Annotated in this window: 17 protein-coding genes; 7 read left to right on the top strand and 10 right to left on the bottom strand. The window is 69.0% G+C overall.

What is annotated here, in order from left to right; translation table 11 throughout:
* Positions 1 to 63: 63 nt before the first annotated feature.
* The 3 genes from ACFFR3_RS16315 to ACFFR3_RS16305 form a co-directional block, all read right to left on the bottom strand.
* Positions 64 to 885 carry an alpha/beta fold hydrolase gene (locus ACFFR3_RS16315; RefSeq protein WP_379483362.1) on the bottom strand — a complete coding sequence of 274 codons (822 nt, stop codon included), beginning with the start codon at positions 883 to 885 and terminating at the stop codon, positions 64 to 66.
* 19 nt (positions 886 to 904) lie between these two features.
* Positions 905 to 1474, bottom strand: coding sequence for a DJ-1/PfpI family protein (locus ACFFR3_RS16310; protein WP_345400512.1), 570 nt, complete (start codon positions 1472 to 1474; stop codon positions 905 to 907).
* Between the two features lie 93 nt (positions 1475 to 1567).
* Positions 1568 to 2308 carry a GntR family transcriptional regulator gene (locus ACFFR3_RS16305; RefSeq protein WP_379483361.1) on the bottom strand — a complete coding sequence of 247 codons (741 nt, stop codon included), beginning with the start codon at positions 2306 to 2308 and terminating at the stop codon, positions 1568 to 1570.
* A 357-nt stretch (positions 2309 to 2665) separates the two neighbouring features.
* On the opposite strand from ACFFR3_RS16305, the gene ACFFR3_RS16300 reads away from it, so the two are divergent.
* The 7 genes from ACFFR3_RS16300 to ACFFR3_RS16270 all read left to right on the top strand — a co-directional run bounded on the left by ACFFR3_RS16300 (position 2666) and on the right by ACFFR3_RS16270 (position 10896).
* Complete coding sequence (locus tag ACFFR3_RS16300) at positions 2666 to 4081, top strand: extracellular solute-binding protein (protein ID WP_379483360.1); 1416 nt, start codon at positions 2666 to 2668, stop codon at positions 4079 to 4081.
* The gene (locus ACFFR3_RS16295; protein ID WP_379483359.1) at positions 4078 to 5028 is read left to right on the top strand and encodes a carbohydrate ABC transporter permease; all 951 of its coding nucleotides are present in this window, start codon (positions 4078 to 4080) and stop codon (positions 5026 to 5028) included. The genes ACFFR3_RS16300 and ACFFR3_RS16295 overlap by 4 nt, the downstream gene beginning before the upstream one ends.
* The gene (locus ACFFR3_RS16290) at positions 5028 to 5939 is read left to right on the top strand and encodes a carbohydrate ABC transporter permease (RefSeq protein ID WP_364383399.1); all 912 of its coding nucleotides are present in this window, start codon (positions 5028 to 5030) and stop codon (positions 5937 to 5939) included. Before ACFFR3_RS16295 ends, ACFFR3_RS16290 begins: the two co-directional genes overlap by 1 nt.
* Positions 5939 to 7006, top strand: a complete 1068-nt coding sequence (locus tag ACFFR3_RS16285; RefSeq protein ID WP_364383402.1) for an ABC transporter ATP-binding protein — start codon at positions 5939 to 5941, stop codon at positions 7004 to 7006. Before ACFFR3_RS16290 ends, ACFFR3_RS16285 begins: the two co-directional genes overlap by 1 nt.
* Positions 7006 to 8082 carry an ABC transporter ATP-binding protein gene (locus ACFFR3_RS16280; protein ID WP_345400537.1) on the top strand — a complete coding sequence of 359 codons (1077 nt, stop codon included), beginning with the start codon at positions 7006 to 7008 and terminating at the stop codon, positions 8080 to 8082. The genes ACFFR3_RS16285 and ACFFR3_RS16280 overlap by 1 nt, the downstream gene beginning before the upstream one ends.
* A 71-nt stretch (positions 8083 to 8153) precedes the next feature.
* Entirely contained in the window at positions 8154 to 9614 is a 1461-nt protein-coding gene (locus ACFFR3_RS16275) for an NAD-dependent succinate-semialdehyde dehydrogenase (RefSeq protein ID WP_379483358.1), read from the top strand.
* Positions 9615 to 9657: 43 nt separating this feature from the next.
* Entirely contained in the window at positions 9658 to 10896 is a 1239-nt protein-coding gene (locus ACFFR3_RS16270; RefSeq protein ID WP_345400540.1) for an iron-containing alcohol dehydrogenase, read from the top strand.
* Positions 10897 to 11007: 111 nt separating this feature from the next.
* Here the strand turns inward: ACFFR3_RS16270 and ACFFR3_RS16265 are convergent, their stop codons facing one another.
* The 7 genes from ACFFR3_RS16265 to ACFFR3_RS16235 all read right to left on the bottom strand — a co-directional run bounded on the left by ACFFR3_RS16265 (position 11008) and on the right by ACFFR3_RS16235 (position 18679).
* Entirely contained in the window at positions 11008 to 12552 is a 1545-nt protein-coding gene (locus ACFFR3_RS16265) for a cellulose binding domain-containing protein (RefSeq protein ID WP_379483357.1), read from the bottom strand.
* Positions 12553 to 13163: 611 nt separating this feature from the next.
* Positions 13164 to 14561: a serine hydrolase domain-containing protein gene (locus tag ACFFR3_RS16260; RefSeq protein WP_364383415.1), complete on the bottom strand. Its 1398-nt coding sequence runs from the start codon at positions 14559 to 14561 to the stop codon at positions 13164 to 13166.
* A gap of 646 nt (positions 14562 to 15207) precedes the next feature.
* Complete coding sequence (locus tag ACFFR3_RS16255; protein WP_345400547.1) at positions 15208 to 16407, bottom strand: cytochrome P450; 1200 nt, start codon at positions 16405 to 16407, stop codon at positions 15208 to 15210.
* Positions 16408 to 16416: 9 nt separating this feature from the next.
* Positions 16417 to 17181 (bottom strand): ABC transporter permease, encoded by a 765-nt coding sequence (locus tag ACFFR3_RS16250; protein WP_345400550.1) that lies wholly within the window; start codon positions 17179 to 17181, stop codon positions 16417 to 16419.
* Between the two features lie 12 nt (positions 17182 to 17193).
* Positions 17194 to 17958, bottom strand: a complete 765-nt coding sequence (locus tag ACFFR3_RS16245; RefSeq protein WP_364383424.1) for an ABC transporter ATP-binding protein — start codon at positions 17956 to 17958, stop codon at positions 17194 to 17196.
* Positions 17958 to 18347 (bottom strand): DUF1048 domain-containing protein, encoded by a 390-nt coding sequence (locus ACFFR3_RS16240; RefSeq protein WP_364383427.1) that lies wholly within the window; start codon positions 18345 to 18347, stop codon positions 17958 to 17960. The genes ACFFR3_RS16245 and ACFFR3_RS16240 overlap by 1 nt, the downstream gene beginning before the upstream one ends.
* Positions 18348 to 18349: 2 nt before the next feature.
* A complete protein-coding gene (locus tag ACFFR3_RS16235) occupies positions 18350 to 18679 on the bottom strand; it encodes a PadR family transcriptional regulator (protein WP_364383430.1) in 330 nt (109 codons plus the stop codon).
* Positions 18680 to 18784 lie beyond the last annotated feature (105 nt).

Raw genomic sequence — 18784 nt, 5'->3', positions numbered from 1 at the left:
CGGCGCTCCCCAACTGATGGTGAATCCGGAGCTTGCGGACGGGCTGCGGACCCGTCGCAGCGATCAGGAAGCTCGGTCCCGGCCGAGGAAGCACGACAGGAGTCGCCTGAAGTCGTGCGGGTGCTCGAGCGGCGGCACGTGGCCGCACCGGCCGAACACGTGCAGACGGACATCGGGCAGGTGGTCGAGCAGGGGCAGGGCTGCCGTCCCGAGGGGGGTGACTCGGTCCTCGGCGCCGTGGACGAGCAGTACGGGCGCGCGGATTCCGGCCAGCGTCCGCGCCGAGAGGGTGAGGTCGTCGGCCCAACGTGCCCTGGGTGGAGGGAACAACGACGTGTACGCGGCCGCCCCCGCTCGCATCGCGGCCGCACGGGCGGCGACGGCCGACTCGGTCACGAGCGCCTGGTCGAGGACCAGGCGACTCAACATGTCGCGGGCCCCGAGCGGGCCGGGGGCGGCGGCCCAGACCGCGTCGAGTTCGGCGGACAGCGGCGCCCCGGGGGCGCCCATCGTCGAGACCGCCACGACACGGGTGACCTGCCGGGGACGCGCGGCCGCCAGCGCCAGCGCCACGGCGCCGCCCATGGAGTGGCCCACCACGGCGTAGCGCTCGGCGCCGAGAGCGTCCATCAGGCCCGCGGCCTGCTCCGTCCACAGCCGGAGCCCGCCCCTGGAGCCCGGCGGGATCGGCGTACGGCCGAACCCCGCCTGGTCAGGAGCCACCAGGTGCAAGGACGTGCCCAGTGTCTGTGCGGTCGCCGCCCAGGCGCCGGATCCGGTCGTACCGGGTCCGGAGCCGTGCAGCATCAGCACCGCGGGCCCGGTGCCGCTCTCCAGGACGTGGACGGGGGAGCCGCCGACGGTGACGGTCCGCTGTGCCGTCACCGGGACGGGCCAGGCGTGCTCATGACGAGGCGGAGTTGAGTGACTTCGAGAAGACCTCCATCATCGCCCTGCCGAACTGCGGCATGTCCGGCCACCCCCGGCAGGAGACGAGGTTGCCGTCCACGACGTCGGGAGCGTCGATGACCGTCGCGCCCGCGTTCTCCATGTCACCGGTGATGGGCGGGAAGCACGCCGTCTTCCGCCCTTTCAGCAGCCCGTACACGGCCGGCACCTGCGCGCCGTGGCACACCAGCGCGATCGGGAGGTTGCGCGCGAAGAAGTGCTCGGTGATGCGCCTGACGTCGGCGTCGACCCGGATCCACTCGGGAGCACGTCCCCCAGGGATGATGAGGGCGTCATAGCGCTCGACGTCGACCTCGGCCCAGGGCACGTCCACCGGCAGCTTCCGGCCGTTCTTCTCCACGTAGGCGTCGGAGTTGGGGTCGAACTCGTGGATGACCAGCTGAACGTCACGCATCGTCCGTGACGAGACGTCGACGTCCCAGCCGCCCTCCTGCACGCGATAGTAGGGATACATGGTGTCGAGCTCCTCGGCGGCGTCGCCGGTCAGGAGCAGCGCTCTGGGCACCTGTTTCTCCTCGCATCTGGGCGGGTGAGGTGGATCCAATCCGATCCGATCCGATCGGATGTTGAGTTAGCATTCCTCGGTCCGGCCCGCCCGTCAAGCCTCTGCCGCCCTTCCGTCCGCGCCCTCGGCCTCGTCGAACAAGCGCCGGAACCGCTCGCCGGACCGCAGGATGTGCCGGCGCATGGCGTAGGCGGCGGCGTCGGGGTCACGCGCGGCGATCGCGGCCAGCACCTCTTCGTGCTCGGCCATGGCCAGGTGGGTGACCTGGGCGTCGCGGTGCAGCCGGAAGAGGTGCACGTGGGTGTGCAGGCGGGCGAGTGCTTCGCGGATGACCTGGTTCTCCGCGCTCAGGGCGACGAGATCGTGAAAGGCGGCGTCGCGCAGCCCGAAGGCGCCATAGGCCATGGGTCCCTTGCCGCCCTCCAGCTCCGCCATGTCCTCCAGCATCCGTCGCATGCCGGCCACCTGCTCCGAGGATGCGCGTTCCGCCGACCTGCGCGCCGCCGCCGGCTCGAGGAGCAGGCGGAGCTCGAGCATGTCCTCGAATCGGTGGCGGGTGATCTGGGGGGGAATGCGATAGCCGGCATGGGGCACGCGCACGACCAGGCCCTCGGCCTCCATGCGGTTCAGGGCGTCCCGGATCGGCGTCTGTGAGACCCCCAGCTCTCGCGCCAGGACATCGATCGTGACGCGGGAGCCGGGCTCTATCCGGAGCGACATCATCTGTCCGAGCAGCGTGTCGTACACCTCGTCGGCGAGCCGGCCGCGAGATCTTCGCGGCGCTCCGCCCGTCATGGCCTCACGGCGCCACGCGATCACCGCTTCGTCGTCCATCGTGACGTGAGGTCCTTTCTCGCGTCTTCGGGAACCTGTTGTCATCGGTCGCCATACTGCGGGATATTGACGCTCCCCATCGGATCGTATAGGAAAGGTGGCGGATGCCAGCCATCCCTCACCTATCGGGGAACCGTCCGTCATCGCTCCGCTTCGATCAGTTGGAGCTTCCATGAGCATGCTCGACATCCGACTCGGTTCGACTGCTTGAAGCCCATCACGTCGCGGCGCATTCGTGACTCCGGTCCGCGGGTCAGCCCCCGCGCCGCCCGGCGACACGCCTGAACAAGCCGGCAACCGCTCGGCGAAGCACGCAGCAAGGCTCCAAAGCCCCCCGCCCAGAAAGCAGGCGAGAAGATGCGGTATCCCAAGCGAAGAGGACGACTGTCCGTTCCCAGCCGAAAGGTGCGGCTGGCGACGGCGGCCATGGTGGTGGCCACGACCGTGGCGGCCTGCGGCGGCCAGAACGACAGCGCCCCCAAGGCACCGGCGGACATCCCGGAGCTCACCAAAGATCCGCTGACCCTCAGCTTCATCTGGTTCGACTGGCCCCCCGCCCACGCGCTGGAGACCTTCGCGAACGCGGAGTACGCCAAGGAACGGCCGAACGTGACCGTCAAGGTCAAGACCGTGCCGAACGCGAACTGGCACGACGCGATGTTCACCCAGTTCGCCGCGCACAAGACCGACTTCGACATCCCGATCCTGGACTCGCAACACATCGGCGAGGCCGTGACGAACGGCAACATCCTGGACCTCACCGACTTCGTCAAGAAGAACATCGACGTCAATGCCTACAACCCCTACCTCCTGGCGGCCTACGGCCAGTTCCCCCAGGCGGAGACCGGGAAGCGCGACGAGAACGCCAGCCTGTACGGACTGCCGCTGCTCGGCGACACCTGGACGATGATCTACCGCAAGGACCTGATCGGCGACAAGCCACCGCAGACCTGGGACGAGATGATCTCAGTCGCCGAGAGGTGCCAGGCGGACAACCCCGGCGTCAGCGGGCTGGCCTTCCACCAGGCCAACGGCTCCGACGCCGCGGCCGTCACCTACAACACGGTCAACGGCGTCTACGGCGGCAACCTCTGGAACCCCAAGACGCGCAAGATCGACGGCGTCCTCAACGACGCTGCCGGCCAGGAGGCGATGGACGTCCTGGTCAACAAGATGAAGCCGCTGACCGCCAAGGGCTCGGGCAACTGGTTCATCGACGAGGTGAACGCGGCGGTCGCCCAGGGCAAGGCGTGCATCGCGTTCAACTGGATCGCCGCGAGCGGCGGCCTGCTCGACCCGAAGCAGTCGACGCTCGGCACCACGCGGGAGCAGATCCTCGACAAGCTGGGCTTCGCCACCCTGCCGAGCCAGAAGACGAACCTGGTGCCTCTCGGCGGCATGGGGATGCACGTGTCGGCCTATTCCCCCGAGGCGAACCAGGCCGAGGCCCTGAACTTCATGAAGTGGTTCGAGCAGGCCGACATCCAGAAGAAGTGGGCCGCGGCCGGTGGCGTGCCGTCGCGTACGGACGCCCTGGAGTCGCCCGAGTTCCTCGATGCCGCGCCGTTCAACCAGGTGTACACCGACTCGGTGCCGCGGATGCGGGACATGTGGAATGTGCCCGAGTACGCGCGCCTCGTCGACATCGAGAACACCAACGTGAACGCGGCGCTCAACGGCGCGAAGGCGCCGAAGGAGGCGCTCGACGACATCGCGAAGGAGCAGCAGAGCGTGCTCGACGCCGCCAGCGGGAAGGGCGGCGGCGGACTGTGAGTGACTCCGCCCCCCTGACGACCGACCACCCTGAGCAGGCGGCGTCTGCGCCACCGCCTGCTCAGGGCCGGTTCCGCCGCCTCAGCGATCGCGGGCTCGCCGTGGCCTTCACCTCGCCCGCGCTGCTGCTGTTGCTCGCGATGTCGGTGTTTCCGTTGCTGTGGGCGTTGTACCTGTCCTTCACCGACTACTCGGCCACCCGCGGGGGGCCGGCCCAGTTCATCGGGTTCGGGAACTACACCGCCATCCTGGCTTCGGAGCAGGTCCACCTGAGGGCCTTGACGACGTTGATCTACGTGATCGGCGCGGTCACCCTGCAGACCGTGCTCGGTTTCGCCATCGCCTACCTGATCTCCCGGCGCACGCACGGGCGAGGGCTGCTGACCACGCTGTTCCTGGTGCCGATGATGCTGTCGCCGGTCGTGGTCGGGCTGTTCTGGCGATTCATGCTCGACGCGCAGTTCGGCGTGATCAACAGCATGCTCGGCTCGCTCGGCCTGGGGCAGGTGGAGTGGCTCACCGGGCAGCGAACGGCACTGATCTCCCTGATCCTGGTCGACACCTGGCAGTGGACGCCGTTCATCATGCTCATCGCACTAGCGGGCCTCACCGCGGTTCCCAAGTACTTGTACGAGGCCGCCTCGATCGATCGGGCGTCCGAGTGGTTCCGGTTCCGCACCATCACCCTTCCGCTGGTGTGGCCACTGCTCCTCATCGCCGTGCTGTTCAGGGCCATCGAGGCCTTCCGGCTGTTCGACCTCGTCTACATCCTCACCAGCGGAGGCCCGGGGGTCTCCACCGAGACGTTGTCGTTCCACGTCTACAAGGTCGCGTTCCTGGGCTTCAACACCGGAACCGCCTCGGCGTACGGGATCCTGATGATCCTCGTCGTCATCGTCCTCACCCAGCTCTACCTGCGCTACTTGAACAAGCTCAAGGAGGACTGATGGCAGTCTCCGTCGACGAGGCCGTGTCCGCACGGCCTGACCGGGATCGCAGGTCCCCCGCGCGCCGCTTCGGCGGCCGCGGCCGCTCCGCGCTGGAGGTCGCGCTGCTGACCGTGCTGGCCGCCGTGATGCTCTTCCCTGTGTTGTGGATGATCGAGACGTCCATCAAGGAGAACCGGGACGTCTACGCCATCCCGGCCAAGTTCTTCGACTTCAAGGTCACCTTGGACCATTACAAGGACGTGTTCGTCGCCTCCGGCAGCGGTCGTTCGACCCTGTCCGCCGCATTTCTCAACTCCGTGGTGGTCGCCGGGGCCTCCACGGCGCTGGCCACCGTGCTGGGGGTGCCGGCGGCCTGGGCCTACTCACGCTTCGCCATGAAGGCCAAGAAGGACCAGCTGTTCTTCATCCTGTCCACGCGCTTCATGCCGCCCGTGGTGGTCGTGATCCCGATCTTCCTCATGTATCGCCAGGTCGGGCTCATCGACACCAAGCTCGGCCTGATCCTCATCTACGCCGCGTTCAACGTCCCGTTCACGATCTGGATGATGAAGGGGTTCGTCGACGAGGTGCCCGCGGAGTACGAGGACGCCGCCATGCTCGACGGCTACACCCGCTTGCAGGCGTTCTGGCGATTCACCCTCCCCCTGCTCCTGCCCGGCATCGCCGCGACGGCGGTCTTCGCCCTCATCTTCTCGTGGAACGAGTTCGTGTTCGCCATCTTCCTCACCTCCAGCGACAGCGTGCGGACGGCGCCACCCGCCATCGCCGGCCTCATCGGCGGAACCACCGTGGACTGGGGCCTGGTGGCCGCCGCATCCGTGGTGTTCGCCCTGCCGGTGCTCGTCTTCGCCTACCTGGTGCGCAAGCACCTCGTCGCCGGTGTGACGCTCGGGGCGGTGCGACGCTGATGGCGGGCATCGAGGTGAAGGCCCTGCACAAGCGCTACCCGGACGGGACGGTCGCGGTCGATCACGTGGACCTGGCCATCCGCGACGGTGAGCTGTTCGTGATGCTCGGCCCTTCGGGTTGCGGCAAGACGACCACGCTGCGGGCCATAGCCGGCCTGGAGAGGCAGACGACGGGCGACATCCGCATCGGCGACACGCTGGTCAACGACCTGCCGCCCGCCGAGCGCGACATCGCCATGGTCTTCCAGTTCTACGCTCTCTATCCGCATCTGAGAACCCGCGACAACCTGGCGTTCCCCCTGCGGGCCGAGGGACTGCCCAAGGCGGAGGTGCATGAGCGGGTCGAGGAGGCCGCCCGGCTGATGCGGCTCGGTCCGCTCCTGGACCGGCGGCCGCGCCGGCTGTCCGGCGGGGAGCAGCAGCGCGTCGCGCTCGCTCGCGCCCTGGTGCGACGGCCGCGCGCCTTCCTCATGGACGAACCTCTCACCAATCTGGACGCGGAGCTGCGGACGGACATGCGCACGGAGATCAAGCACCTGCAGGGGGAGCTGGGGACGACGATGGTCTACGTCACCCACGACCAGGTCGAGGCCATGTCGCTCGGTCACAGGATCGCCATACTCAACAAGGGCCGCGTCGAGCAGATCGGCACGCCGCTGGAGGTCTACGACCGTCCGGCGAGTCTCTTCTGCGCCGCGTTCATCGGCTCCCCGCCGATGAATCTGATCGAGGTGGAGGTGGCCGACGGGAAGCTGCGCGGTCAGGGCGGACTGGCCCTCATGCCACCGCCGGGCCTGCCGCGCGACCGTCGCCTGGTCGCAGGCGTCCGGCCGGAGGCGCTGGAAGTCACCGAACCCCAGGCCGAACGTTCGGTCCCGGCCCGCGTGGTCTCGGCCGAGTGGCTCGGCGACGAGATCATCTACGTGGTCGACCACGGCGGCCGGCGGGACGTGCGGGTGCGGATGCCGCCGACCGTGCGTTTCGCCGCTGACGCACCGGTCGGGCTGCGGCACACCGGCGGGACCCCGGTGGTCTACGACGCGAGCACGGAAGAGCTGGTGGCCTGATGGGTAGCGTGACAGTGCGCGGGCTGCGCAAGTCCTTCGGCAAAGTCCAGGCTCTGGACGGGGTGACGCTGGACGTGCCGGACGGATCGTTCTTCGTCGTGCTCGGACCCTCAGGGGCGGGCAAGACGACGACCCTGCGAGCGATCGCCGGCCTTGAGAAGCTCGACGCCGGGTCGGTGCATCTGGACGGGAAGGACGCGACCGGTGACGCCCCGGCCGCACGCGACCTGGCCATGGTCTTCCAGAACTACGCCCTCTACCCGCGGCACACGGCGTACGAGAACATCGCCTCGCCGCTGCGGGCACGCCGCCGTTCCGCGAGCGAGATCGCCGCCGCGGTCGAGCGGATCTCGAGCCTGCTGCACATCGAACGTCTGCTGCAGCGTCGTCCGGCGCAGTTGTCGGGCGGTGAGATGCAGCGCGTCGCCCTGGCCCGCGCGCTCGTCCGTCGCCCACGCGCGTTCCTCATGGACGAGCCGCTGACGAACCTCGATCTCAAGCTCCGCGTCGAGATGCGCACCGAGCTCACCCGCATCCACCGCAGCCTCGGAGCGACCTTCGTCTACGTGACCAACGACCAGGTCGAGGCCCTGTCCATGGCCGACCAGGTCGCGGTGCTCAAGGAGGGGAAGGTGCAGCAGGTCGGAACGCCGGCCGAGGTGTACGAGCGTCCGGCCAGCCAGTGGGTCGCGGGATTCGTCGGGAGCCCGCCGATCAGCCTGCTCGCCTGCCATGCCGAGGGAGATCGTCTGGTCGGGGCGGACGGCTGGACGCTGCCGCGGCCCCGCTGGACCACGGCCGAGGACGGTCGTCCGCTGCTGCTGGGCCTGCGCGCGGAGGACCTGTCCGTCGAGCAGCGTGGGGACGCGTCGTTGTCGGGTGAGCTCTACGGCCTTGAGCCGCTCGGTGACCGGACGGTGGTCGACGTCCGCGTGGGGAAGGAGATCCTCAAGGTCAAGGCACGAACCACCGTCACCGGTACGCCGGGCGAGCGGCTGCTCGTCACGGTCGACCTGGACCGTGCGCACCTGTTCGATGCGGGCACCGGGCTGGCGCTGTCCGAAGCCGGGCGATGACCGTCGACGCGCGTGACGCGATCGCTGAGGGCACGCCGGACAGCACCAGGAACATCACAGGAGGCGACGCAATGAGTGACCCGATGAACGTCCTGGCCCCCGAGCACCGGCGGCTCCGGATCGGCGACGCCTGGCGCGACGCCGCCGGCGAAGCCACCTTCGCCGTCGAGGACCCGGCCACCGGCAAGACCATCGCCGAGGTGGCGGACGCCGGCGCCGCTGACGGGCTCGCCGCTCTGGACGTGGCGAGCAAGGCGATGGCGGAGTGGGCGGCGACCCCGCCGCGAAAACGGTCGGAGTTGCTGACCGCGACGTACCGGGCGCTGACCGAGCGATCCGAGGAGGTCGCCCGGCTGATCACGCTCGAGATGGGCAAGCCGCTCGCCGAGGCTCGCGGAGAGGTCGCCTACGGCGCCGAGTTCTTCCGCTGGTTCGCCGAGGAGGCGGTGCGTGTCGAGGGGCGCTACAACACCGCTCCCGCCGGTGGATACCGCATCCTCACCGTGCCCAAGCCGGTCGGGCCGTGCGTCTTCGTGACGCCCTGGAACTTTCCGCTGGCCATGGGCGCCCGCAAGATCGCTCCCGCGCTGGCGGCGGGCTGCACGACGATCACCAAGCCGGCCGCCCAGACACCACTCACCATGCTGCTCCTCGCCCGCATCATGGAGGAGGCCGGCGTCCCCCCGGGTGTCGTCAACGTCGTGACCACCACGCGCGCCGGCGAGGTGGTCTCAGCGCTGCTGGCCGACCGCCGGACCCGCAAGCTCTCGTTCACCGGGTCGACCGAGGTCGGGCGCGTGCTGCTCCGGCAGGCGGCCGACAACGTGCTGCGCACCTCCATGGAACTGGGCGGCAACGCGGCCTTGATCGTCTGTGCCGACGCGGACCTGGACGTCGCGCTCGACGGCGCCATGGTGGCCAAGATGCGCAACATCGGCGAATCCTGCATCGCGGCCAACCGCATCTACGTCGAGGAGCCGGTGCGCGAGGAGTTCACGGCACGCTTCGCCGAGCGGATGGGCGCGCTCTCGATGGGCCATGGTCTCGACGACGGCGTGGACGTCGGGGCGTTGATCGACGAGGCGTCGGTCACCAAGATCGACGAGCTCGTCGCCGACGCGGTCGATCGCGGCGCCCGTGTCCTGGTGGGCGGCGAGCGTCCGGACGGGCCGGGCTACTTCTACCCGCCCACCGTCCTCGTCGACGTGCCCGGAGACGCGCGGCTGCTGGAGACGGAGATCTTCGGCCCGGTGGCGCCGATCATCTCGTTCACGTCCGACGACGAGGTGCTGGCGAAGGCCAACGACACCGAGCACGGGTTGGCCGGATACGTCTTCACCCGCGACCTCCAGCGGGCGATCCGGTTCGCCGAAGGGCTGGAGACGGGGATGCTCGGCATCAACCGTGGCCTGATCTCGGACCCGTCGGCTCCGTTCGGAGGCGTGAAGCAGTCCGGGATCGGCAAGGAGGGGTCGCACGAGGGCGTCCTCGAGTACCTCGACGTCACCTACGCGGCGATCGACCTACCGTGACCGGCACGGATCCGTACCGCCGACGTTCCAGAGAGGCACTGACATGCTTGAGACCGTCCGCGGACCACGCCAGCTGATAGTGGGCGAAGGGGTCGCGCAGAACATTCCACGAGTGGTGGCCGAGTGCGGCTCGCGCGTCCTCATCGTGACCGACCGGGTTCTCCTGGAGCAGCCGGGCGTGGCCGGGATCGTGGCCGCCGTACGGGAGAAGGTCGAGGTCGTCGGGATGTTCGCCGACGCCACTCCGGACGTGCCACTCGCCGATGTCGCCCTGGCCGTCTCGGCCGCCGCAGAGGTGGACGCCGACGTCATCCTCGCCATCGGCGGTGGCACGGTGATCGACCTCGCCAAGATCGTCGGCGTCATCCGGTGCCACGGCGGGACGCCGCGCGACTTCTACGGCGAGTCGAAGGTGCCGGGGCCGACGACTCCTCTCGTCGCGATCCCGACGACGTCAGGCACCGGCTCCGAGCTCACGCCCGTCTCGGTGCTGACCGACCCGGACCGCGAGCTGAAAGTCGGGGTCTCCAGCGTCCACATCGTGCCCGACTTCGCCATCGTCGACCCCGAGCTCACCTACACCTGCCCCGCGACCGTCACCGCCCACTCCGGCATCGACGCGTTCTGTCACGCCGTGGAGAGCTACACCGCGCGGCCCCGGCCCCACGGCCCGCGCGACCCGGTGGAGCAGGTCTTCCTCGGCCGCAACCCGGTCACCGATCACTACGCGCTCCTGGCCGCGGAGCGGATCGCCCGCAGCCTGCCCCATGTCGTCAGGGACGGAGGCGACAAGGGGGCGCGCGCGGACATGTCCTACGGGTCCATGCTGGCCGGGCTCGCCTTCGCCCACGCGGGCAACGCGGCTCCGCACGCACTCCAGTACCCCATCGGCGCGGCCACCCACACACCGCACGGCCTGGGCGTCGGGCTGCTGCTGCCCTACGCGCTGGACGCGGCCAGGGACGCCATCGGCGACCGGCTGGCCATCCTCGCCCGGGTGTGCGGGCTCGACGTGACCGACGCCTCGGAGGCCGAGGCCGCGGACACGTTCCTCACCTGGCTCGACGGGCTCCTTGCCGACATCGGCATCCCTCCTACCTTGGCGGACATCGGCGTGGCACGCGCCGACCTGCCGCGCTTCGCGGAGATGGCCGGCGGCGTCACCCGGTTGATCCAGAACCATCCAGGCCCGACCGACACCGCCAGCCTGACCGCCATCCTCGAAGCGGCCTGGCTCGGGGACCGGACCCGACACGTCCTGACTCCGGAGCAGAGACAGTGACGGGCTTGCGCGTGACGACGAGCTCGCCGCCCTCCCGGCTACGCCTTGATGGCAGCCGCCCCGGGCTCGCCCCTACCGGCGGGCGCCGGTAGGGACGGGATCGCAGGTCGTTCACGGGCTGGTACAGGTGTATCCGGATGGCAGGGCCGTGTTGCCGTCGGGACGGCCGGCCTGGAAGCCGAGGCTGGTGGTGCTGGCTCCGGGGGCCAGCGTGCCGTTGAAGCTCATGCTCTTCGCCGTGACGGTCTGCCCGCTGGTGGTGACGGTGGCGTTCCACGAGCCGGTCAGCGTATGCCCGGCCGGGAGCGTGAAGGTGACCGTCCAACCGGTGATCGTCGAGGTGCTGGTATTGGTGATCGTCAGCGGCTGGACCACATAGCCGGAACCCCACTGGGTCTGCACGGTCGGCGTGGCCGTGCAGACTCCGGTGGTGCCGCCGCTCGTGGTGGTGACCTGGACCGTGTCGGACACCGGCGAGAGGTTGCCGGCGGCGTCCCGCGCGCGGACCTGGTAACGGTAGGTGGTGCTCGGGGTCAGGCCCGTGTCGCTGAACGAGGTCGTGGCCGAGGTGCCGACCTGGGCGAAGGAGCCGCCGCTCGCCCCGGGCGCGCGCAGGACGTCATAGCCGGCCACCCCGACGTCGTCGCTGGAAGCGGTCCAGGACAGGTTGGTGCCGCCGGCGGTGGTGCCGGAGGCCGCCAGCCCGGCGGGGGCGGTGGGCGGCGTGGTGTCGTCCGTGCCCCCCTGGAACTGGTTGAAGAAGTTCCACACCACTGCCTTGGTCCAGGTCCGTGCGCCGTCGTCGGCGGTGGACCCGTCCACTGGACCGGGGGTATGACCCCCGTCGAACGCCGCCCATACGACCGGGTACCCGGACCGGCATCCCGAGTAGGCGGTGACGACGTGACTCAGGCTGCCCTGCGCCGGCTCAGGAGGGTTCTGCGCGGTGCAACCGTTGTTCCTGACGAACCTGTCGCGCAGGGACCGGCCCTGCGAGATGTTGAGCACGTTGTCCCTGAGGCCGTGCAGCCCGATGTAGGCGATGGGTTGGGTGCCGCCGCTGCACCCGCTGAGCTGGGCGCCGGCGTAGACGGCGACCGCGCGGAAGACCGTCGCCCGGGCGCAGGCCAGGGCGTAGCTCATGCCGCCGCCGTAGCTGAAGCCTCCGGCGAACCGCTGCGTGGTGTCGACGCACAGGTCCGCTTCGATCAGCCTGAGCATGTCGTCGACGAAGGTCAGGTCTTCGCCGCCGGAATTGGCCCAGCCGTTGTTCAGACCCTGGGGGGCGACGAAGATCGCGGTGTTGTTCGCCAGCTGCCTGAGCCCGTAGTAGGACCAGGTGAATCCGCTGGAGCCGCCCGAGTCGACGTCGTTGGCGGTGCCGCCCAGCCAGTGGAACCCGAAGATCAACCGATAGGGATTGGCGTTGTTGTAATTGTCGGGGATTCTCAAGATGAAGGAGCGAGTCCGGCCGCCGCTCTGGATCGAGTGCGTGCCGCTTCTGAGCGTTGGAGTCTTGCCGCAGCCTGCCGTCGCCGCGGCGGCGCTCGCCGTGCGTGACGTGGCTTCGCTGCTGCTCAGCGCCGTACCACCGGTGGCCGTCACGAGAAGCGCGGCGACCGTGACGGCGGCGAAGATGGATTTACCGCGTAACATCACTCACCTGCCTGTGGCTTCGCCGAGAGGGGCGGTGCCATGGCCTCGGATAGCGTCAACATGGGGTTGATCAGTCCTCTCGTCCGTGCCGACCTGGTGGCAGGTGAGAGGCGTGACGGTTCATCGTGTTACCGCTAACACAGCTCTCGCGCCTGCCCTCCGCCGATGGGTGGTGGTGCGACCGGAGCAAATACGAGGCGGGCGGGTGCCGTCAAGGCGCCCCGCTCCTCTGTTACGGATGAGTGGCGGCCCATGCCCCTCCTGCTGGCAGGTGATACATCGGTCATCCGGAAACAGACTGAAAGTTTCAAGGCGACAAGCGTGCCACACCTGGCCTACACCGAGACTCCGCAAGGGTCGCGAGCCGATACACGCCGAGCACCGCCAAGCCGCGGCGCTCGCCAACCAGGTCCGCAGCAGCGCAGCAAGGTCGCCGTCGCCGTAGCGACCAGCAACGACGCCGTCCAGAACGTCCATCCAGAAAACGGGGGCCTCCGGCGCACGCGGGTAGACATCCGCGGCCCCCTCATCGCTCAGTGTCCATCAATCGCGGGAACGGACCACGTCGGACGTGCCGGACGGGGTAGTGGTGGTCGGTGAGCCTTCACAGGTCAGCTTGCGGCCGGCTCATCGCAGAACGCCGCCTTGACGAGCCCGTTCAGCAACTTGGGGTAAGTGGCGAGGTCGAATGGGGCGTCGCCGGTGGTCACTGAGGCGGTCAGCGTCTTGCTGCCGTCGGGCGAGCTGTACATCAGCGCGGCGTAGCCCGCCGGAGGGCTGCCGTTGTGGTTGAGAACGGTGCCGCAGGCCGGACCCAGATCCTGCACGAACATGCCCAGCCCGTAGCGGCCGTAGAGGGGGTCGCTCTTCGCGTGCGGCTCGCGCATCTCGGCCTGCAGCTTGGCCGGCAGGAGCTTGCCGCCGTTCAGCGCGGAGAAGAACGTCTGGAGATCCTGGGTGGTCGAGATCATGTCTCCGGCACCTGCCAGCAGGGAGGGGTTCTGGCGGGAGACATCGGCCACCTTCCACTGGCCGGCGTCCTGATAGCGGAAGTAGCCGTGGGCGTACGGGGCGGGCAGCTGTGTCCGGTTGCCCGGCACCACAGTGCCCTTCAACTCGAGCGGCCGCACGATCCGCCGCTTCAGCTCCGCGTCGAACGAACGGCCGGCGACCTTCTCGATCAATAGCCTGGCCAGCGTGTAGTTGGTGTTGGAGTAGCTCCAGTCCGTCCCCGGCGCGAACTTCCTCGGCTTGGACAACGCGAACCGCACCAGCTCCTGCGGCCGGTAGGAGTGGAACCGGTTGTCCAGCCACTCCTTGCCGGTCGCGGGGAGACCGGGCACCCACTTCCCGTCGGGGTCGAGGTCGCCGGTGTAGTTGAACAGGCCGCTGGTGTGCTGCAGCAGCATCCGCACCGTGATCCGCCGGTCCAGCCCGAGCTTGGGCAGGTAGCGGGCTACTGGGGCGTCCAGCCCGATCTTGCCCTCGGCCACCAGCTGCAACACCACGGTCGCGACGAAGGTCTTGGTCACGCTGCCCACCCAGAAATGCCCGTTGCTCGGCGGCTTCGCGCCTGCGCCCAGCTTGCGCGCCCCGGCGCCGCCGACCCACTCGCCCCGCTCATCGTGCACTCGCAGCTGTACCCCGAGGAAACCGGCATCGACGAACGCCTGGATGGCCTGCTGCAGCTCCGGGCGATCCTGTCCCGCGGCGGCCTTCGGCACGGCCGTGTTGCTGTCCGCGGAGGCCACCGCGGGTGCGATCGTCCCGGCCAACAGCCCGGCCGCCAGCGCCGTGACCGCCACCGGCCGGAAGACGGTGTGCCGGCGTCTCGGCCCGGCACCGTCACGGCGCATCGTCCCGATCGCTCCGGCGTGCGCCTGACCGCTCCGGCGGGCGGGCCCGGGAACCCGCCCAGGAATCGGCACCGTTTCGACATGTCGCGCCAGCACGTCGCGCAGTCTGCGCAGCCCTGCTGTGGAAAAGCGGTGGTTGTCGTGTCTCATCATGAATGTCCTTATCTGCAGTGTTCGATCTTGCGAGCCCCGTTTCGGCGCTCATGGGCAGCCGTCAGCGAGGCACGAGGGGCGGACACGCCCAGGACGAGCCGGCAGACAGGCACGTCGCCTGGCGCCATGCCACGTAAGGGCGGTGGCGTCTGCCGGCGGACGTCGACCGGCCGTGCCGCATCCTGCCTGTCGAACGGATGCGCAACGTCTCCGACGTCTTGCTTCCGGCGTGTCTGCTGATCGCCGGCGTGTGGTGCCGCACCGACAGCTCGTTGGCGTCCACCACCATGCCCGGCGACGGGCTCTGACGGCAGCACGAGCCCGCCGGGGCTGCCCGGCACCGGGGCCAGATCGGTGACGAGCGGGCCAGCGCGGCGATGGTGCGGGCGGACAGCGCCGCGATGGTGCGGGCGGACAGCGTCGCACCCAGCCGCTCGACGGCCGGGGGGTCGAGCAGCCGTACCCCGTCTGGAGTGGTCGAATCGACCGGGCCCGCGTCACTGGAGCGGCGGCGTGAGTTGCCGTGGATCCGCATATCAGGGGTGCGGGATGGGACAGGGCAGGTGCTGGTCAGCGTCGTGCGAGTGATGAGGAGTCGGTAAAGCGTCTGGCTCGTACGAGCCCTCGCCCCGACGTCGGTTCGTGGTCAGGCGTCCCAGGTGACCGGGAGGCTCTTGACGCCGTAGATGTCGGCGGCCTCGGGGCGCAGGGCGACCTCGTCGGCGGGCACGGCCAGACGGAGCGTGGGGAAGCGGCCGAGCAGCGCGGGCAGCGCCACCCGCAGCTCGACGCGGGCGAGCTGCTGGCCCAGGCACTGGTGGACGCCGTGGCTGAAGGCCAGGTGGCCGCCCTCCTGCCGGTGCACGTCAAGCCGGTGCGGGTCGGTGAAGCGGTCGGGGTCGCGGTTGGCGGTGGACAGGGACAGGACGACCGTGCTGCCGGCCTTGATGGTGTGGCCGCCCAGCTCGACGTCCTCCAGGGCGACCCGGAAGAACTGCTTGGCGACCGTCAGGTAGCGCAGTAGCTCCTCCACGGCCTGGTCGGCGAGGGAGGGGTCGGCGCGCAGCGCGGCGAGCTGGTCGGGGTTCTGCAGCAGGGCGAAGGTGCCCAGGGCGATCATGTTGGCGGTGGTGTCGAAGCCGGCCGACAGCAGGATCAGGGCCATGCCCTTCAGCTCCTCGTCGGTCAGGTCGCTGTTGAGCAGGTCGCTGAGCACGTCGTCGGTGGGGTCGGCCCGCTTGGCCGTGATCAGCTCGGCGAGGTACTGCTGCGTGGCGAGGTAGGCGGCGAACAGTTCCTCGTCGCCCACCTCGCCGCCGAGGAACTTGTCGATGTTCTCCTGGAAGAAGCCGCGATCCTCGTACGGCACCCCGAGCAGCTCGCAGATCACGATGGCCGGGATCGGCTTGGCGAATGCGGTCACCAGGTCCACGGTCGGCCCGGCCTTCTCCATGGCGTCCAGGTGCTCGGCGGTGACCTGCTCGACGCGCTCGGTGAGCAGCCGCATCCGGCGGACGGTGAACTTGCCGACCAGCGGCTTGCGATAGCGGCCGTGCTGCGGCTCGTCCATCAGCAGGAACTCGCCGGGCGGCGCCGGGGGCACCTCGATGTCGCCGTAGTCGACGGTCGGGTGGTGCTTCATCAGCTCCCGGCGAGAACTGAAGCGCGGGTCGGCGAGGATCTGCCGGGTCAGCTCGTAGCCGGTGACGACCCAGCCCTGGTGGCCGTCGGGGAAGGTGAAGTGGCTGATCGGGCTCTGCTCGCGGGCGTCGATCAGCTCCTTGGGCGGGTCGAAGGGGCAGCCGGGCTGACGGCTGGTGGGCATGGAGGGGAGGGTGTGGGTCATGGGGGCTCCTCAAGAGATCTTGCGGCGGTAGGTGTTCATGGCGAAGGCGTAGGCGACGACGAGGATGCCGACGCACCAGCCCAGGGCGACCCAGATGTCGTTGCCGACCGGCTGGCCGGCGAACAGGGCGCGGATGGCGTTGACGATGGAGGTGACCGGCTGGTTGTCGGCGAAGACGCGCAGCGGAGTGGGCATGCTGTCGGTGGGCACGAAGGCGGAGCTGAGGAAGGGCAGGAAGATGAGGGGGTAGGAGAACGCGCTGGCGCCCTCCATGGTCTTGGCCGTCAGACCGGGGATGATGGCGATCCAGGTCAGCGCCAGGGTGAACAGGACGAGGATGCCCGCCACCGACAGCCAGGCCAGCACGCCGGCGCTGGAGCGGAAGCCCATCAGCAGCGCCACGAGCATGACGACCACGAGCGAGACCAGGTTGGCGACCAGCGAGGTCAGCACGTGCGCCCAGAGCACCGACGAGCGGGCGGTCGGCATGGACTGGAAACGCTCGAAGATGCCGCCCTGCATGTCCATGAACAGGCGGTAGGCGGTGTAGGCGATGCCCGAGGCGACGGTGATGAGCAAGATGCCGGGCAACATGTAGTTCACGTAGGAGGAGTCCGACCCGGTCCTGATCGCGCCGCCGAAGACGTAGACGAACATGAGCATCATGGCGATCGGCATGATCGCGGTGGTGATGATCGTGTCGGGGCTGCGGGTGATGTGGCGCAGTGACCGCCCCAGCAGGACGGTGGTGTCGCCGAAGAAATGCTTGCTCATGGTGGGGGTTCCTTAGGCTTTCGTGCCGACGAGGGAGAGGAAGACGTCCTCGAGGGTGGGCTGCTTCTCGACGTACTCGACCTCGGCGGGCGGCAGCAGCCGCTTGAGCTCGTCCAGGGTGCCGTTGACGAGGATGCGGCCCTCGTGCAGGATCGCGATCCGGTCGGCGAGCTGCTCGGCCTCGTCCAGGTACTGGGTGGTGAGCAGCACCGTGGTGCCGCCCTGGGCGAGCTTGCGAACGGCCTGCCAGACCTCGATGCGGGCCTGAGGGTCGAGGCCGGTGGTGGGCTCGTCGAGGAAGACGACCGGCGGGTTGCCGATCAGGCTCATCGCGATGTCCAGACGGCGGCGCATGCCTCCGGAGTAGGTGGCGACCTTCCGGCCGCCTGCGTCGGTGAGGGAGAAGCGGGCGAGCAGGTCGTCGGCGATCTTGCCGGGGTTCCTGAGGTGGCGCAGGCGGGCGACCAGGACGAGGTTCTCGCGCCCGCTGAGGATCTCGTCCACGGCGGCGAACTGGCCGGTGAGGCTGATCGACTCGCGCACGTCGGCGGCCTGGGTGGCGACGTCGAAGCCGTTGATGCGGGCGGTACCGGCGTCGAGCTTGAGCAGCGTGGACAGGATCTTCACGGCGGTGGTCTTGCCGGCTCCGTTGGAGCCGAGCAGGGCGAAGATGCTGCCGCGCGCCACCTCGAAGTTCACGCCGCGCAGCACCTGCAGGTCCTTGTAGGACTTCTCCAGGCCGTGCACCTGGATGGCGGGGGGTTGCTGGGTCGTCATCACTGTGTCCTGTCTTGTTCTGCGGCGCGGTCGATGGCGCTGGTGAAGCGGTTGCGCTCGCGGGTGCGGTATTGGCCGAGGGGGTAGTTGGCCATGAATGCCTCGACGAACTCCACGGGGTCGTCGCCGAAGATGTCGCGGATGGGGGTGCGGTCGGCGGCGCTCTGCTCGAACAGGTCGGCGAGGTCCTCGTACATCGCCATCGCGCCGGCACCGTCGGCCGGCCCGAAGTGCATCAGGTATCGCTCCAGCGCCTCGACGGCCGTGCGGTAGTTGTCGGGGAGATGCTTGATGCGCGCCTTGTACTGCCACCAGCGCTTCTTCTCCTCCAGCGGCCCGGTGACGAGCTGCAGGTACTGCAGGTAGCGATTTTTCGATTCGTCGGCCACGTCTACTTGCTCCCTTCGCGGAGCTGTTCGAGCCTCTCGGCCAGAAAGCTCCAGGTCCTGTAGAACTCTTCGAGGTACTCCCGCCCCTGGTCGTTGAGGGAGTACACCTTGCGCGGCGGCCCTTTTTCCGACGGGACCTTCTCCACGTCGACGAGGTCGCGCTGCTCGACCCGGACCAGCAGGGCGTAGATGGTGCCTTCGGCGATGTCGATGAAGCCCTGGTCGCGCAGCCTTGCCGTGATCTCGTAGCCGTAGGCGGGACGGGCGGACAGGATCGCCAGGACGATGCCCTCCAGCGTGCCCTTGAGCATCTCCGTCACGAGCTTGCCCATGGAGCACCTCCCTTTCAGCTACTCGGTGACGCTGACTACTGGTATAAAGTAACACTGACTACCAGTACCTAGCAACGCCGAATAGCTGAGGGTTGGTCAGGAATT

This window comes from Nonomuraea salmonea (assembly GCF_042428605.1).
GTDB lineage: Bacteria > Actinomycetota > Actinomycetes > Streptosporangiales > Streptosporangiaceae > Nonomuraea > Nonomuraea salmonea.
Note: the sequence above shows the minus strand (reverse complement) of the source record. Positions and strands in the feature narration are given on the sequence as shown.

Coding starts and splice junctions, on each gene's coding strand:
- ACFFR3_RS16280 (WP_345400537.1), top strand. CDS start 7,006: ATGGGTAGCGTGACAGTGCGCGGGCTGCGCAAGTCCTTCGGCAAAGTC.
- ACFFR3_RS16270 (WP_345400540.1), top strand. CDS start 9,658: ATGCTTGAGACCGTCCGCGGACCACGCCAGCTGATAGTGGGCGAAGGG.
- ACFFR3_RS16235 (WP_364383430.1), bottom strand. CDS start 18,679: ATGGGCAAGCTCGTGACGGAGATGCTCAAGGGCACGCTGGAGGGCATC.
- ACFFR3_RS16255 (WP_345400547.1), bottom strand. CDS start 16,407: ATGACCCACACCCTCCCCTCCATGCCCACCAGCCGTCAGCCCGGCTGC.
- ACFFR3_RS16305 (WP_379483361.1), bottom strand. CDS start 2,308: ATGGACGACGAAGCGGTGATCGCGTGGCGCCGTGAGGCCATGACGGGC.
- ACFFR3_RS16285 (WP_364383402.1), top strand. CDS start 5,939: ATGGCGGGCATCGAGGTGAAGGCCCTGCACAAGCGCTACCCGGACGGG.
- ACFFR3_RS16300 (WP_379483360.1), top strand. CDS start 2,666: ATGCGGTATCCCAAGCGAAGAGGACGACTGTCCGTTCCCAGCCGAAAG.
- ACFFR3_RS16260 (WP_364383415.1), bottom strand. CDS start 14,561: ATGATGAGACACGACAACCACCGCTTTTCCACAGCAGGGCTGCGCAGA.
- ACFFR3_RS16250 (WP_345400550.1), bottom strand. CDS start 17,181: ATGAGCAAGCATTTCTTCGGCGACACCACCGTCCTGCTGGGGCGGTCA.
- ACFFR3_RS16265 (WP_379483357.1), bottom strand. CDS start 12,552: ATGTTACGCGGTAAATCCATCTTCGCCGCCGTCACGGTCGCCGCGCTT.
- ACFFR3_RS16275 (WP_379483358.1), top strand. CDS start 8,154: ATGAGTGACCCGATGAACGTCCTGGCCCCCGAGCACCGGCGGCTCCGG.
- ACFFR3_RS16290 (WP_364383399.1), top strand. CDS start 5,028: ATGGCAGTCTCCGTCGACGAGGCCGTGTCCGCACGGCCTGACCGGGAT.
- ACFFR3_RS16245 (WP_364383424.1), bottom strand. CDS start 17,958: ATGACGACCCAGCAACCCCCCGCCATCCAGGTGCACGGCCTGGAGAAG.